We start from the raw sequence: 13,538 nt of genomic DNA, 5'->3' as shown, positions 1-13,538 counted from the left end.
AAGAATGTTACAGCGTCAAAGAAGTGGGCGCTACGAAAACACACCGAGTGGTATAATTCTGGTCGGCTCGGGTGCGCTGCAGGGGGTGCGCACCCGAGCCGACCCTTCTCACCTCCCACGCGCCACGCCGTGGCGGGGGTGCTGTTTTCCCGGGCACCGTCTGCGCATTAGACTCTGGCCCCGCGCCCCTATAGCTCAGTTGGTAGAGCTACGGACTTTTAATCCGCAGGTCGTAGGTTCGAGCCCTACTGGGGGCACTTCTCCCCTTACCCGGCACCACGCCGGGTAAGGGGCATGGTCGCCGATTACCGGCCCGGCGCATCCGCCTCTGCAGGCACCCGGACCAGACGCCGAACCGCCTCGACAGCCGTCTGCCGGCGCTGTTCCACCGACCTTCCGCCTTCCGACTTCCGGCCGCCACGGGCAGTGGCGAGCGTGCGGGCGATGTCGGTGATCACCAGAAGCAGTTCGCCGGGGTTCCACGACGGATCGATGAGGCCTTCCTGCTGCCCTCGTCGGATTTCGTCCGCCTTCGGCCGCAGTGTGCGAATCCGCGCGTCGCTGTCGGCGATCTGCTCGCGCATCTCGAGGTCGGCCCACTCCTGCAGCCTCGCGTTCTCCGGGTGCGCCACGTAGTCGTCGAACAGCCGGCCCGCGTAGCCCGGCAGGTCGTCGCCCCGCAACGCCGTCTGTTCCGTCGTCTCCGCGATCCATTGCTCGATGACGGCGGCGAACAGCGCCTCCTTGCTTTCGAAGTACGCGTACAGGCGGTCCTTGCTCGCGCGCGCGGCCTCGGCGATGCGGTTGATCCGGGCCCCCGCGACTCCGTAACGGGCGAATTCCTCCTTGGCCGCGGCGAGGATCCGGTCTCGCGTGGCTTCTCCCGCTGATCGCATGCCGTCATCCTAAATTGCCCGTTGCCGAACCAACTGGTTCGGCGTAGTCTCCGAAATTGCCGAACAGTTTGGTTCGGAAAGATCCGTGTGACCCTGCCCGTCAGCACCGACCCCCGAGGACCGCCCATGGACAACGATCAGGCCCGCAGCACGTTCCACGAACTTCGCCGGCGGGACAGCGGAGTCTCCCCCGACGACCTCGACGCCGTGTGGGCAGCACTCGACACCGTCCGAGCCGAGGACATCCTCGGTGCCTGGAAGGGCGACGACTTCGCCACCGGGCACCGCCTGCACGACAAGCTGGTCGCGAGCCGCTGGCACGGGAAGACGTTCACCTCGCTCGAAGACGCCAAGCCGCTGATCTGCCGCGACGCCGACGGCGCTCTCTTCTCCGATGTCGAGAGCGGCAACGGAGAGGCCAGCCTGTGGAACATCGAGTTCCGGGGCGAGGTCACGGCGACCATGGTCTACGACGGCGCACCCATCTTCGACCATTTCAAGCGGGTCGACGACTCCACCCTCATGGGCATCATGAACGGCAAGTCCGCACTGGTCCTCGACGCAGGCAGGCACTATTACTTCCTCCTCGAAAGGGGCTGAGATCCGTACCGTGCCGGCGGCCGGACGTCACGCCACCCGAGGTACAGCGATGCAGATCACGGCCGCGGTCTCGCGAGGCCCCGAGTCTCCGTTCACGCTGGAAACGGTCCGACTCGACGCACCGCGCGAGGACGAGGTGCTGGTGCGCATCGTCGCCACCGGCCTGTGCCACACCGATCTGTTCACCAAGGCGGCACTCCCCGAAGCCGTCGGCCCCGCCGTTCTCGGACACGAAGGGGCGGGAGTCGTGGTGGACGTCGGATCCCGCGTGACCGGGGTGGCACCCGGCGACCACGTGATCCTCAGCTACCGCCACTGCGGCGACTGCCGTCAGTGCCGCACCGGCGGTCCGGCGTATTGCGAGAACGCGCACCGGTTGAACAGTTCGGGCCGCCGCGCGGACGGGTCGGCCACCCTCACCCAGCACGGCGAACCCGTGCGCGCCGCGTTCTTCGGCCAGTCCAGCTTCGCCGAGCACGTCCTCGCGACGGCCGACAACCTCGTGGTCGTCGACCGGTCCGTCGATCTGGTCGCCGCGGCCCCGCTCGGGTGCGGGTTCCAGACCGGAGCAGGGGCGGTGTTGAACGTGCTTCGCCCGGAGAGCGATTCGGCCGTGGTGGTCTTCGGCGCCGGTAGCGTCGGGTTCGCCGCGCTGCTCGCGGCCCGGTCGATCGGTGTCGCAACGCTTCTCGCGGTCGATCCGGTTCCCGGACGCCGCGCACTCGCGGAAGAGTTCGGTGCGACAGCGATCGACCCGGGGACACAGGACCCGGTCGCCGAGATCCGTGCCGCGACAGGCGGCGGCGCCACCCACACCCTCGACACGACGGGAAACGCGGCCGTCATCGGGCAGGCACTGTCGTCGCTGCGCGCGCGGGGCAGCGCGGTGGTCGTCGGACTGGGCGAGCGCGAAGTGGCCGTCAACGTTCAGGACCTGATGCTGAGCGGCAAGACCCTGCGCGGCTGCGTCGAAGGCGATTCGACCGTGCAGCAATTCGTTCCGCAGTTGCTGGCACTGCACGCGGAAGGAAAGTTTCCGTTCGACCGTCTCGTCACCGAGTATCGATTCGACGACATCAACCGTGCCGTCGCCGATCAGAAAGCGGGCACCGTCATCAAACCGGTGCTGGTGTGGTGAGTTGTTTCAGGGCGCCGCCGGTGACGGTCCGGCGGGCGGCCCGTCGCTACCGGACTGCAGGTCTTTCGATTTCGCGTCTCTCCGCATCTCGGCGAGATCCTCACCGCGCTTGCGGTAGGTGAAGCTGACTCCGGCGATGCCGAGGAACAGCACCACCCCGATGATCGCTCCGGCGAGCGAGGCACCCCGGAACCCGGGGGCGTCCACGTCCATGACCCGCTCCCCCGCGTGCGCCGCGCTGTTGCCGCCGAGCACCACACTGAGTGTGAGCAGATTGGGCAGCACCACCAGTACCCCGACGATCAGCAACACGATCTGCATCGGCTTGAACCGGCGCCGGCGGAACAGATGCCACGCCCAGCGGAACAGCAGCAGGGGCAGGAGGGTGCAGACGGTCCCGAAGAGCAGTCCCCACAGGATTCCGCCGGCGAAGCTGCCGCCTGCCATCCCCCCGACGTTCTGAGCCCATGCCCGCGGAAGGTAGGCCGCGAGGATGAAGTAGGCGATGACGAGCACCACCAGGAGGACCGCGATGCCGATGGCCTTCTTCGCCCACGACGGCAGCCCCGACTTCGCGGGTGTCGTGGTGGATGCGCTGTTGTCGGTCGTCATGACTGGTCTCCCTGCGTCGGCAACGGTTCTTCGTCCAGCACCTGCTTCGCCAGTCGCTTCGGGGCGACGAGCGTGTACGACGTCGTGATCCACTCACGCAACTGCTCCCACCGAGGCCCGTCCGCGTCCGTGACGTCCAGTACGACCCAGCCGTGTCTACCGAGACCGTATCCCGCGGGCTCGACATCCGGTTCGGTGGCGACCACCGCTTCGGCCTCGTCGACGGTCAGCTTCACCGTCAGCCGGGTGGCCTCCACATCGCAGAACACGAAGTTCTTCCCCCGCACCCGGAACGTCGGGTGCCCGTCCCACTGGGCGATGTCCACCCGGACGGCCTCGGGCAACTCGGCGACGATCTCCTCCAGGCGGCTCATGTTGTTGCCCATGTGACGATTGTCGGCAGCACCCCGACAGACCGCAACCGGCATAACGGACATCGGGGGATTCACTGAGGTCGGAAGTCCGGGGCGGCGGCTCGGCTCTGCGCTCAGTCGCCGTTGCTGCGGAACATGACGACGGACAACACGATCGCGATCACCAGCAGCGCCCCGACGAAGCCCGCGGTCCCCACCCAGCCTGCTGCCGCGTAGGCCACCCCCGCCGCGGCCCCGGCGACACTGGAACCGAGGTAGTAGGCGAGCAGATACAGCGCGGATGCCTCCGCCCGATGCTCGGTGGCGAGCCTGCCGACCCATCCGCCCGCCACCGAGTGGGCACCGAAGAAACCACCCGTGAACAGCGCCATTCCGAGGAGCACGAGCGGGAGCGTGTCGGGCACGGTGAGCGCGAGCCCGACCACGGTCGTGCCCACCGCGCCGAGAAGCACCCGGCGGCGGCCGATCCGGTCGGACAACGCCCCCGCCGCGGCCGAGGTGTAGGTGCCGGCCAGATAGAGCAGGAATACGAGTCCGACAACGCTTTCGGGCAGACCGAACGGCGCGGCACTCAGCCGGAAGCCGAGGAAGTTGTAGACCGAGACGAAACCGCCCATCAGGATGAACCCGAGCGCGAACAACGTCCGCAGCGCCGGATCACGCAGGTGGGTAACCACATTCGCCAGCACTGTTCTCGGGTTCGCACGCTGGGGACGGAAGAACTGCGACGCGGGCAGCGTGCGGATCATCACGACGGCGAACACCAGTGCCAGGACCGCCGACACCTCCATCGCCCACCGCCACGAACCGATGTCGACGACGGCCGACGGCACCAGCCGCCCGACGAGCCCACCGATCGTCGTCCCCGCCACGTAGCGGCCCATCGCCGCGCCGAGGTCTTTCGGATGCACCTCCTCGGCGAGGTACGCCATCGCCACCGCGGGTATCCCCGCGAGCGCGACGCCCTGGATCGCGCGGCCCGCGAGCAGCAGACCGATGTTCGGGCTCAGCGGCAGCAACAGACCCACGGCGCACGCCACCAGCGCGGACAGCACCATCACCCGGGTCCGCCCGTACCGCTCGGACACCACGCTGGCCGGGACGATCGCGAGGGCCAGCAGTCCGGTGGTGACCGACACGGACAGGGCGGATACGGCCGGGGATACGTGGAAGCCGTCCGCGTACGCCGGCAGCAGGGCCTGCGCCGAGTACATGGAGACGAACGTCGTCAGTCCTGCCGCGAAGAGGGACAGCGTGAGGGTTCGGTAACCGCGGGACCCCCGTTCGTGCGGGATCGGGGCGCCCTCCCGGTCGGTGACCCGGGCGGAAGTGCCGCTGATCGAACCAGTGCCCATTCATTACCTCCGCTCATGAGCATGGCGTGCGCGGCGGCCGAGGGGAACCTGGGGTGGCGATGTTCACACCTTGGGTGAAACCATTTCCCAGGACATTGACAGCCTGACGGAATGGAGCCACGCAACCCCCGACACGACTCGAGATCGGCCGCAGAATATGTGGAACCCGACAAATCTGTGATCGTCCCCAAATGTCCGCGCGTCGTCGTGATGATCTCTCCCTGCGATGATTACGCTGGTCACCGCACACGCAACCACATCAGTACACTGTCATGTAACGGTTCGTCGCGTCGCGGCGACACATCCCGGACGATTCATTACGGATCGGTAACTTAGACGGTTTCCGGGCCGCCGACGGCGTTTACCAACCTACTTACGGTGCCGTAGGCTGACCAAAGTCAAAATGAGCTACATGGAGGCATTACACATGGCGAGGGACCTGACCCAACTCGAACTGCTGCAGGAGTTGTCGCCGGTTGCAGAAGAGAACGTCAACCGCCACCTCTCCATGGCCAAGGAATGGCACCCCCACGACTACGTTCCGTGGGACGAAGGACGCAACTTCGCCGCGATGGGCGGCACCGATTGGGATCCCGAGCAGTCACAGCTCGACGAGGTCGCCAAGGCCGCGATGATCACCAACCTCCTCACGGAGGACAACCTGCCGTCGTACCACCGCGAGATCGCCGAGAACTTCTCGCAGGACGGCGCCTGGGGCACCTGGGTCGGCCGCTGGACCGCCGAGGAGAACCGTCACGGCATCGTGATGCGCGATTACCTCGTCGTGACCCGCGCCGTCGACCCCGTCCAGCTCGAACGCTTCCGCATGGAACACATGACGAACGGCTTCGCCTCGCCTGCCGACGTCGACGCCGGCTTCCTCCACTCCGTCGCGTACGTCACGTTCCAGGAACTCGCCACCCGCGTCAGCCACCGCAACACCGGTAAGGCGTGCAAGGAACCGATCGCCGACAAGATGCTGCAGCGCATCGCCGCCGACGAGAACCTGCACATGATCTTCTACCGCAATATGTGCGGCGCGGCCCTCGACCTCGCGCCCGACCAGGCGCTCGAGGCCATCAACCTGATCGTCCAGAACTTCCAGATGCCGGGCGCCGGCATGCCGAACTTCCGGCGCAACGGCGTGCTCATGGCCAAGCACGGCATCTACGACCTCCGCCAGCACCTCGAAGAGGTCGTGATGCCCGTTCTGCGCAAGTGGAACATCTTCGAGCGAAACGACTTCACCGCCCGCGGCGAAGAACTCCGCGAGAGCCTCGGCAAGTTCCTCGAGAACCTCGAGGGCCAGGCCACCAAGTTCGAGGAGCAGCGCGACCGCATGCTGGCCCGTGAGGCCAAGAAGCGCGAGCAGAAAGCTTCGTAGCGCAAAACAGTTATCCTGTGCCCGGTACCGGATTCGGTACCGGGCACAGTTTTGAATCCAGCACTTTCCCAGAGGTCGTCAATGTCATCCCTTCGAATCGGATCGCTCGAACTGCGCAGTCCGGTGGTCCTGGCCCCCATGGCCGGCATCACCAACGTCGCGTTCCGCACGCTGTGCCGTGAGCTCGAGACGGAGCGCGCCGGCAGCACGTCCGGCCTGTACGTCTGCGAGATGGTGACGGCACGCGCCCTGGTGGAGCGGCAGCCCGCGACCCTGCACATGACGACGTTCGGCCCGACCGAGACACCGCGCTCGCTGCAGCTGTACACCGTCGATCCCGACACCACATACGCCGCGGCCAAGATGATCGTGGACGAGAACATGGCCGACCACATCGACATGAACTTCGGCTGCCCGGTTCCCAAGGTCACCCGCAAGGGTGGTGGTGCCGCCCTGCCGTACAAGCGCACCCTGTTCGGCCGGATCGTCGCGGCGGCGGTGAAGGCGACCGAGGGCACCGACGTCCCGGTGACCGTCAAGTTCCGTGTCGGCATCGACGCCGAGCACCACACGCATCTCGACGCCGGCCGGATCGCTGCCGGCGAGGGCGCCGCCGCGGTCGCACTGCACGCGCGTACCGCCTCGCAGCGGTACTCCGGCACCGCCGACTGGAACGAGATCGCCCGCCTCAAGGAACACGTGACGGACGTGCCCGTCCTCGGAAACGGCGACATCTTCGCCGCCGAGGACGCCGCCCGGATGATGGAGCAGACCGGATGCGACGGCGTCGTCGTCGGCCGTGGATGCCTGGGCAGGCCGTGGCTGTTCGCCGAGCTGAGCGCGGCGCTGAACGGGAACCCGCAGCCCACTCCGCCCACCCTCGGCGAGGTGGCCACCATCATTCGCCGCCACGCGGAACTCCTCGCCGATCATCACGGCGAGGACAAGGGTCTGCGCGAACTGCGCAAGCACGTTTCCTGGTACCTGCGGGGCTTCCCCGCCGGGTCGGAACTGCGGGTCGCGATGGCCCTCGTGAGCACCCTCACCGAACTGGACGATCTCCTCGTCCAGCTCGATCCCGCCATCCCGTTCCCGAAGGACGCCGAGGGACCGCGCGGACGGCAGGGATCACCCGGTACGGTCGCGCTCCCCGAGGGCTGGCTCGACGACCCCGAAGACTGCCTCGTGCCCGCCGGCGCCGACCTCATGCATTCCGGTGGTTAGCAGCACGAACGCGCGTCACCTCGCTACATATGCGGAGCCCCGGCGTTCGATAAGTACTATGGCTGGAATCCGTCGGGGCCGACGGAGGTCCGAGTCGGCGGAGAGGTCAGGTTGCATCGGTGGGTGATGATCACAGTGCGGACTCACCGACTCCCGAATCCCGGGCTCCCTGGGAGCGCCCCCTCGCCGACCGGAGCTACCGGGAGGCCCAGTCTGGACGGCCGCGGCGGCTCCCGCGGCACCAGTCCCCTCCCGAGCGGGATCCCTCGGTCGATCGCCGGCCTTCCGAACCGCCGGCGCCACCCGAGCGCCGCGCACAGGTAGAACGCACCGAATCGTCCCGCCACGACAGCGGCCGGATCGGTCGCCGCGCCGCGGGCGGTCCCACCGAAGCTCTTTCCGTGGCAGACCTCGTGAAGAAGGTCTCCGGAGACGAGCCGAACAGGCCGGACGATCCGGACAAGACGGAGACCATCCCCCCGATCGACGAGCGGCAGCCGCCGCCTCCCGGGGTTCCTCCGCGCAAGACCACCGCTACACCTCCCCCGCCGGAACCGCCGCCGAGTGCTCCCGAGCCCGAGTGGGTCGCGGATTCCGCCGAGACCACCGCCGCACCGCAGGTGGTCGGCAACCCGGCTGTCACCCGCCTGGCCCTGAGCAAGACCCGGAAACGGAAGCGACTCCGTGCGGCCGGACGTGCCGTCGTCGCCCTCGTGGCGGTCATCGCGCTCGCCGGCACCGGCATCGTGTGGGGGTATCTCCGCTCCACCGAAGGCAAGTTCGACCAGATCGCGGCCCTCGACACGGAGTCGACCGACATCGTCGACGCCGTCGGGCAGACCGGTGACGAGACCTATCTGATCGTCGGCACCGACACCCGCGCCGGAGCGAGCGGCGAGGTGGGCGCGGGCACCATCGACGATGCCGAGGGGTCTCGCGCCGACACCGTGATGCTCGTCAACATCCCCGCCGACCGGAGCCGGGTGGTCGCGGTGTCCTTCCCCCGCGACCTCGACGTCGAGCGGCCGGTCTGTCAGGGCTGGGACAACGACAGCGGCAGCTACACCGATGAGACGTATCCCGCCGCCGACGGCGACAAACTGAATGCCACCTACGCGCTCGGCGGACCGAAATGCCTGGTGAAGGTGATCCAGAAGATGTCGGGCCTGAAGATCGGCCACTTCGTCGGCATGGACTTCGCCGGTTTCGAGTCGATGGTCAACGAGATCGGCGGGGTCAAGGTCTGTACCACGCAGCCGCTCGAGGACGACGTGCTCGGCACCGTGCTACCGCGGCCGGGCACCCAGATGCTCGACGGGAAGACCGCACTGAATTTCGTCCGCGCCAGACACGTCGAGGCGGAGGGCAACGGCGACTACGGGCGCATCAACCGTCAGCAGCGATTCCTCTCCGCCCTGCTGCGGGGCGCCCTGTCCAGTCAGGTGCTGCTCAATCCCGGCAAGCTGAACGGCTTCATCAACGCCTTCACCCGCGACACGTTCGTCGAGAACATCGACACGAAGTCGCTGGTCACGCTCGGCCGTTCCCTCCAGAACGTCGACGCCGGCGCGGTCACGTTCCTCACCGTGCCCACCGCAGGCACTACCGAGTGGGGCAACGAGATCCCCCGCACCGACGACATCAAGGCCATCTTCCGCGCCATCATCGACGACGACGCGCTGCCCGGCGAGAAGCGTGCGGAACCGCTGCCGTCGTCGGCCCCCGAACCCCAGGCCGCGCCCACGCCGCCGACGGTCCAGGCCGTCGACCCGTCCAGCGTCACCGTCCAGGTGTCGAACGCCTCTGGTGAGTCGGGTCTGGCGGCGACCGCCGCCGACTCGTTGGCCGCCGAAGGCTTCCAGATCTACAACGTCGGCAACTACACGGGCACCAGCAGCGAGACCGTCATCCGGTTCTCCGCCGGCCACGAGGCCGAGGCCGCCACCCTCGCGTCGTCGTTCCCGGGCGCGGCGCTCGAGTCGACCACCGGACTCGGGACGGTCGTCGAGGTCGCCCTCGGTTCGAGCTTCTCCGGCACCGTGCACACGCCGAGCCCGATCGACACTCCGCTCGACATGTCGAACGTTCGGGTCGGCGAGCCGGAGAACGTGGAAATACCCGCCGACCTGGCCGTGGTCAATGCCGGCGACACCTCCTGCGACTGAGCGTCCGATCAGCACCGCCGTTCACCCCGCGTTCACCGTGTGATCGTGACTTGGTTTCCCGTGCACCGTAGGCTGTGACCTCATGCGCGTGGCTTACAACGAACAGATGACCGAGCTTGCCGACCTGCTCGGCGAGATGGCGGGGCTTGCGGGGGTCGCCATGGAGCGCGCCACACAGTCGCTGCTCCAGGCCGACCTCTCCCTCGCCGAGCAGGTGATCGGCGAGCACGACAAGATCACCGAGCTCAGCACCATCTGCGAGGAGCGGGCCTTCGCCCTCCTCGCCCTACAGGCACCGGTGGCCGGCGACCTCCGCTCCGTCGTCAGCGGCATCCAGATCGTCGCCGACATCGACCGCATGGGGGCGCTGGCCCTCCACGTCGCCAAGATCGCGCGCCGTCGACATCCCAACCACGTGCTCCCCGAAGAGGTCAACGGGTACTTCGCCGAGATGGGCCGCATCGCCGTATCCATCGGCGCCGCTGCCCGCGAGGTTCTCGAGAGCCGTGACCCCGAGCGGGCCGCCCGCCTCCGCGAGGAGGACGAGGCGATGGACGACCTCCACCGTCACCTGTTCACGGTCCTGATGGACCGTGAGTGGAAGCACGGCGTGGCAGCCGCCGTCGACGTCACCCTCCTCGGCCGCTTCTACGAGCGTTTCGCCGACCACGCCGTCGAGGTGGGCCGTCGCGTGATCTTCCTCGTCACAGGCAAGCTGCCCGACGACAACGAGATCACCGCGGCTGACGCCGACAATCTCACCTCGTACCCGGAGAAGTAGCTCCCCCAACCCTTTTCGCGCGAACGAGACGCTCGTACGGTCTGACCGTACGAGCGTCTCGTTCGTTCCACCGTCCTCACGCACAGTCACGAAAACGCCCCGACCGGCGAACCGGTCGGGGCGTGTAATGTCTGCGGTCGAGCTATCCGAAGCGGCCCGAGATGTAGTCCTCGGTGGCCTTCTGCGTCGGGTTGGAGAAGATCTTCTCGGTGTCGTCGATCTCGACGAGGCGTCCCGGCTTGCCGGTGGCCTCGAGGTTGAAGAACGCGGTCTGGTCACTCACACGCGCCGCCTGCTGCATGTTGTGGGTGACGATCACGATGGTGAAGTCCTTCTTCAACTCCGTGATGAGATCCTCGATCGCGAGGGTCGAGATGGGGTCCAGCGCCGAGCAGGGCTCGTCCATCAGCAGGACGTCGGGCGAGACGGCGATGGCCCGGGCGATGCAGAGACGCTGCTGCTGACCGCCGGACAGTCCGCCGCCCGGCTTGTCCAGACGGTCCTTGACCTCGTTCCACAGATTGGCGCCGCGCAACGACCGCTCCGCCACCTCGTCGAGACGCTTCTTGCTGCGCTCGCCCTGCAGCTTGAGTCCGGCCACCACGTTGTCCTTGATCGACATCGTCGGGAACGGGTTGGGCCGCTGGAACACCATGCCGATCGTCTTGCGGACGCCGACCGGGTCGATGCCGGAACCGTAGATGTCCTCACCGTCGAGCAGAATCGAACCCTCTACGCGCGCACCGGGAGTCACCTCGTGCATGCGGTTCAGCGAGCGCAGCACGGTCGACTTGCCGCAACCGGACGGACCGATGAAGGCGGTCACGTTCCGCGGGGGGACGGACAGCCCGACATCGGCGACGGCGTGGAATTTGCCGTAGTAGATGTTGACGTCCTTGAGATCCAGACGCTTGGCCATTACCGGCTCCCTACTGATTGGGTTTCGAAATCGAGTGGATGGATCACTTGCTGCGGACCTGTGAGAAGTGGCCGATGACCTTGGCCGCGACGTTGAGGACGGCGATGAGCAGGATCAGCGTCAGCGCTGCGCCCCAGATGCGGTTGGTGCCGGCCTCGGTCGGGTTGTTCATCTCGGCGACCATGACGCCGGGCAGCGTGCCCATCTCGCCACCGAACAGGTTGAAGTTGATGAAGGGTGCGTAGCCCACCAGGATCAGCAGCGGTGCCGTCTCGCCCATCACCCGGGCCAGCGCCAGCATGACGCCGGTGATGATGCCCGGAAGTGCGGTGGGCAGCACGATCTTGGCGATCGTCTTCCACTTCGGAACGCCCAGCGCGTACGACGCCTCGCGCAGATCCTGCGGAACGATGCGGAGCATCTCCTCCGTGCTGCGGACGACGACGGGCACCATCAGCAGGACGAGGGCGAGCGCAACCGCGAATCCGGACTTGGGGAAACCGAACGTCGCGATCCACAGGGCGTAGATGAACAGGGCCGCGACGATCGACGGGACACCGCTGAGGATGTCGACCATGAACGTGGTCAGCCGTGCCAGCCGCGACCTCCGGTCGGCGTACTCGACGAGGTAGATCGCGACGAACAGTCCGAGCGGGATGGACAGCACGGCGCAGACGAGACCCTGCAGGATCGTGCCGATCAGCGCGTGATAGATGCCGCCACCCTCCGCGGACGACGTCAGTCCGCTGAGCGAGTGGGTGAACCAGGTGGCCGACGTCAGGGCGGGAATTCCCTTGATGACGGCGGTGATCAGGACCCACACGAGGGGGATCAGCGCCACGAGCACCGCAAGCGTCACGAGCACGGTGGCGGCGAGATCGGTGAGACGCCGGCGAGCACCGACCCCTTGGAAGGTGGGGGCCTTGACCGGCTTGTCGAGGGTCGCGGTCATGGGTCAGTCCTTCTTTCCTGCGATCACGGCGCGGGCGGCGGCGTTCACGACGAAGGTGAGCACGAAGAGCACCAGGCCCGCGGCGATATAGGCGCCGGCCTGAATGTTGTTGTTGAACTCCGCGTAGCCGAGGGCGATCTTGGACGCGATGGTGGCGCCACCGTCGAACAGCGACCACCCGAAGGGCTGCGACGTGGTCCGCAGAATCAGGTACAGCGCCATCGTCTCACCGAGGGCGCGACCCAGGCCGAGCATCGATCCGCTGATGTAACCGGACTTTCCGAACGGAATGATCGTGGTTCGCACGACTTCCCAGCGCGTCGCGCCCAGCGCGAGGGCCGCCTCGATCTGGGTCGTGGGCGTCTGCACGAACACCTCGCGGGTGACGGCGGTGATCACGGGCAGGATCATCACACCGAGCACGATGCCCGCGGTGAAGATCGTGCCGCCGCCGGTGATCGACCCGCTGCCCGTCGCGAACAGCGGAAACCAGCCGAGATTCTCGTTGAGCCACACGGCGAGTGGCTTGATCGCCGGCGCAAACACCAGCAGACCCCAGAGGCCGTAGACGATCGACGGCACGGCGGCGAGCAGGTCGATGACGTACGCCAGCGGACGCTTGAGCCAGCCCGGCGAATATTCGGTGAGGAAGATCGCGATGCCCAGGGCCACCGGCATCGCGAGCACCAGCGCGAACAGCGACACCAGAACGGTGACCTGGAAGAGGTCGAGCACACCGAACGCCATCGCGTTGATGTTCTGCGTGACCCATTCGCGGCTCGTGAGGAAGTTGACCTGGTTCCTGCTCAGCGCGGGAACCGCACGCCAGACCAGAAAGATCCCGATCGCGGCGATCAGGATGGAGATGAAGATCGCCGACGTGGTCGCGAGGGACTTGAAGATCCGGTCTCCGGGCCTGGCGGCGGCCTTACCGCGGGGGGCTTCCGCCGGGGTCGGGGTGTCGGCCTTGGTCGTACTCAACTCGGCCTCCGGGGTGCCGTTCGAACCGCCCACCCCGGCCCCGCCGGAAGCGGAGCCGGAGGCGCGAGGTGCTGATTCGGTGTGCGCTTCACTCATCTGCGCTCGCAATCCTTCATCGTCAGAATATCGAGTCATGGGCGGGTCCGAACGACTTACC

The 13,538-nt window shown here is 67.1% G+C and carries 13 protein-coding genes and 1 tRNA gene; 7 read left to right on the top strand and 7 right to left on the bottom strand.

Annotated features, from left to right (window positions below; all coding sequences use genetic code 11):
* Nucleotides 1–184: 184 nt before the first annotated feature.
* Nucleotides 185–257, top strand: a tRNA-Lys gene (locus H0B43_RS24390).
* Between the two features lie 48 nt (nt 258–305).
* On the opposite strand, the gene H0B43_RS24385 is transcribed toward H0B43_RS24390, so the two are convergent.
* On the bottom strand, nt 306–896 hold the full coding sequence (locus H0B43_RS24385; RefSeq protein WP_185725595.1) for a TetR/AcrR family transcriptional regulator: 591 nt from the start codon (nt 894–896) through the stop codon (nt 306–308).
* Between the two features lie 126 nt (nt 897–1,022).
* Between H0B43_RS24385 and H0B43_RS24380 the strand changes: the two genes are divergently transcribed.
* Together H0B43_RS24380 and H0B43_RS24375 are read left to right on the top strand one after the other, a co-directional pair.
* Complete coding sequence (locus H0B43_RS24380; protein WP_185725596.1) at nt 1,023–1,496, top strand: DUF4334 domain-containing protein; 474 nt, start codon at nt 1,023–1,025, stop codon at nt 1,494–1,496.
* A 49-nt stretch (nt 1,497–1,545) separates the two neighbouring features.
* Nucleotides 1,546–2,634, top strand: coding sequence for an NAD(P)-dependent alcohol dehydrogenase (locus tag H0B43_RS24375; protein ID WP_185725597.1), 1,089 nt, complete (start codon nt 1,546–1,548; stop codon nt 2,632–2,634).
* A 6-nt stretch (nt 2,635–2,640) separates the two neighbouring features.
* Here the strand turns inward: H0B43_RS24375 and H0B43_RS24370 are convergent, their stop codons facing one another.
* The 3 genes from H0B43_RS24370 to H0B43_RS24360 are packed head-to-tail and all read right to left on the bottom strand — an operon-like array spanning nt 2,641 to nt 4,975.
* Nucleotides 2,641–3,246 carry a hypothetical protein gene (locus tag H0B43_RS24370; RefSeq protein WP_185725598.1) on the bottom strand — a complete coding sequence of 202 codons (606 nt, stop codon included), beginning with the start codon at nt 3,244–3,246 and terminating at the stop codon, nt 2,641–2,643.
* Nucleotides 3,243–3,683 (bottom strand): MmcQ/YjbR family DNA-binding protein, encoded by a 441-nt coding sequence (locus H0B43_RS24365; protein ID WP_185725599.1) that lies wholly within the window; start codon nt 3,681–3,683, stop codon nt 3,243–3,245. The genes H0B43_RS24370 and H0B43_RS24365 overlap by 4 nt, the downstream gene beginning before the upstream one ends.
* Before the next feature lie 50 nt (nt 3,684–3,733).
* On the bottom strand, nt 3,734–4,975 hold the full coding sequence (locus H0B43_RS24360) for an MFS transporter (protein ID WP_185725600.1): 1,242 nt from the start codon (nt 4,973–4,975) through the stop codon (nt 3,734–3,736).
* A gap of 427 nt (nt 4,976–5,402) precedes the next feature.
* On the opposite strand from H0B43_RS24360, the gene H0B43_RS24355 reads away from it, so the two are divergent.
* The 4 genes from H0B43_RS24355 (at nt 5,403) to phoU (ending at nt 10,529) form a co-directional block, all read left to right on the top strand.
* Entirely contained in the window at nt 5,403–6,359 is a 957-nt protein-coding gene (locus tag H0B43_RS24355) for an acyl-ACP desaturase (protein ID WP_185725601.1), read from the top strand.
* Nucleotides 6,360–6,440: 81 nt separating this feature from the next.
* Nucleotides 6,441–7,583 carry a tRNA dihydrouridine synthase DusB gene (gene dusB, locus H0B43_RS24350; protein ID WP_185725602.1) on the top strand — a complete coding sequence of 381 codons (1,143 nt, stop codon included), beginning with the start codon at nt 6,441–6,443 and terminating at the stop codon, nt 7,581–7,583.
* A gap of 119 nt (nt 7,584–7,702) precedes the next feature.
* Nucleotides 7,703–9,748, top strand: coding sequence for an LCP family protein (locus tag H0B43_RS24345; protein WP_185725603.1), 2,046 nt, complete (start codon nt 7,703–7,705; stop codon nt 9,746–9,748).
* Between the two features lie 82 nt (nt 9,749–9,830).
* Nucleotides 9,831–10,529 carry a phosphate signaling complex protein PhoU gene (gene phoU / locus H0B43_RS24340; RefSeq protein WP_185725604.1) on the top strand — a complete coding sequence of 233 codons (699 nt, stop codon included), beginning with the start codon at nt 9,831–9,833 and terminating at the stop codon, nt 10,527–10,529.
* 142 nt (nt 10,530–10,671) lie between these two features.
* Here phoU and pstB read toward each other — a convergent pair whose 3' ends face one another.
* The 3 genes from pstB to pstC are packed head-to-tail and all read right to left on the bottom strand — an operon-like array spanning nt 10,672 to nt 13,477.
* A complete protein-coding gene (gene pstB / locus H0B43_RS24335) occupies nt 10,672–11,448 on the bottom strand; it encodes a phosphate ABC transporter ATP-binding protein PstB (RefSeq protein ID WP_015888703.1) in 777 nt (258 codons plus the stop codon).
* Nucleotides 11,449–11,491: 43 nt separating this feature from the next.
* A complete protein-coding gene (gene pstA / locus H0B43_RS24330) occupies nt 11,492–12,400 on the bottom strand; it encodes a phosphate ABC transporter permease PstA (protein WP_185725605.1) in 909 nt (302 codons plus the stop codon).
* 3 nt (nt 12,401–12,403) lie between these two features.
* Nucleotides 12,404–13,477 (bottom strand): phosphate ABC transporter permease subunit PstC, encoded by a 1,074-nt coding sequence (pstC, locus tag H0B43_RS24325; RefSeq protein WP_185725606.1) that lies wholly within the window; start codon nt 13,475–13,477, stop codon nt 12,404–12,406.
* Nucleotides 13,478–13,538: the final 61 nt, after the last annotated feature.

The organism is Rhodococcus sp. 4CII (genome assembly GCF_014256275.1).
Taxonomy (GTDB): domain Bacteria; phylum Actinomycetota; class Actinomycetes; order Mycobacteriales; family Mycobacteriaceae; genus Rhodococcus_F; species Rhodococcus_F wratislaviensis_A.
The sequence above is the reverse complement of the archived record's forward strand: the minus strand, read 5'-3'. Positions and strand labels throughout refer to the sequence as shown.

What these genes read in the sequence shown, in the direction of transcription:
- H0B43_RS24375 (WP_185725597.1), top strand. Translation starts at nt 1,546, where the DNA reads ATGCAGATCACGGCCGCGGTCTCGCGAGGCCCCGAGTCTCCGTTCACG.
- pstB (WP_015888703.1), bottom strand. Translation starts at nt 11,448, where the DNA reads ATGGCCAAGCGTCTGGATCTCAAGGACGTCAACATCTACTACGGCAAA.
- H0B43_RS24385 (WP_185725595.1), bottom strand. Translation starts at nt 896, where the DNA reads ATGCGATCAGCGGGAGAAGCCACGCGAGACCGGATCCTCGCCGCGGCC.
- pstC (WP_185725606.1), bottom strand. Translation starts at nt 13,477, where the DNA reads ATGAGTGAAGCGCACACCGAATCAGCACCTCGCGCCTCCGGCTCCGCT.
- pstA (WP_185725605.1), bottom strand. Translation starts at nt 12,400, where the DNA reads ATGACCGCGACCCTCGACAAGCCGGTCAAGGCCCCCACCTTCCAAGGG.
- H0B43_RS24380 (WP_185725596.1), top strand. Translation starts at nt 1,023, where the DNA reads ATGGACAACGATCAGGCCCGCAGCACGTTCCACGAACTTCGCCGGCGG.
- phoU (WP_185725604.1), top strand. Translation starts at nt 9,831, where the DNA reads ATGCGCGTGGCTTACAACGAACAGATGACCGAGCTTGCCGACCTGCTC.
- dusB (WP_185725602.1), top strand. Translation starts at nt 6,441, where the DNA reads ATGTCATCCCTTCGAATCGGATCGCTCGAACTGCGCAGTCCGGTGGTC.
- H0B43_RS24365 (WP_185725599.1), bottom strand. Translation starts at nt 3,683, where the DNA reads ATGTCCGTTATGCCGGTTGCGGTCTGTCGGGGTGCTGCCGACAATCGT.
- H0B43_RS24360 (WP_185725600.1), bottom strand. Translation starts at nt 4,975, where the DNA reads ATGGGCACTGGTTCGATCAGCGGCACTTCCGCCCGGGTCACCGACCGG.
- H0B43_RS24370 (WP_185725598.1), bottom strand. Translation starts at nt 3,246, where the DNA reads ATGACGACCGACAACAGCGCATCCACCACGACACCCGCGAAGTCGGGG.
- H0B43_RS24355 (WP_185725601.1), top strand. Translation starts at nt 5,403, where the DNA reads ATGGCGAGGGACCTGACCCAACTCGAACTGCTGCAGGAGTTGTCGCCG.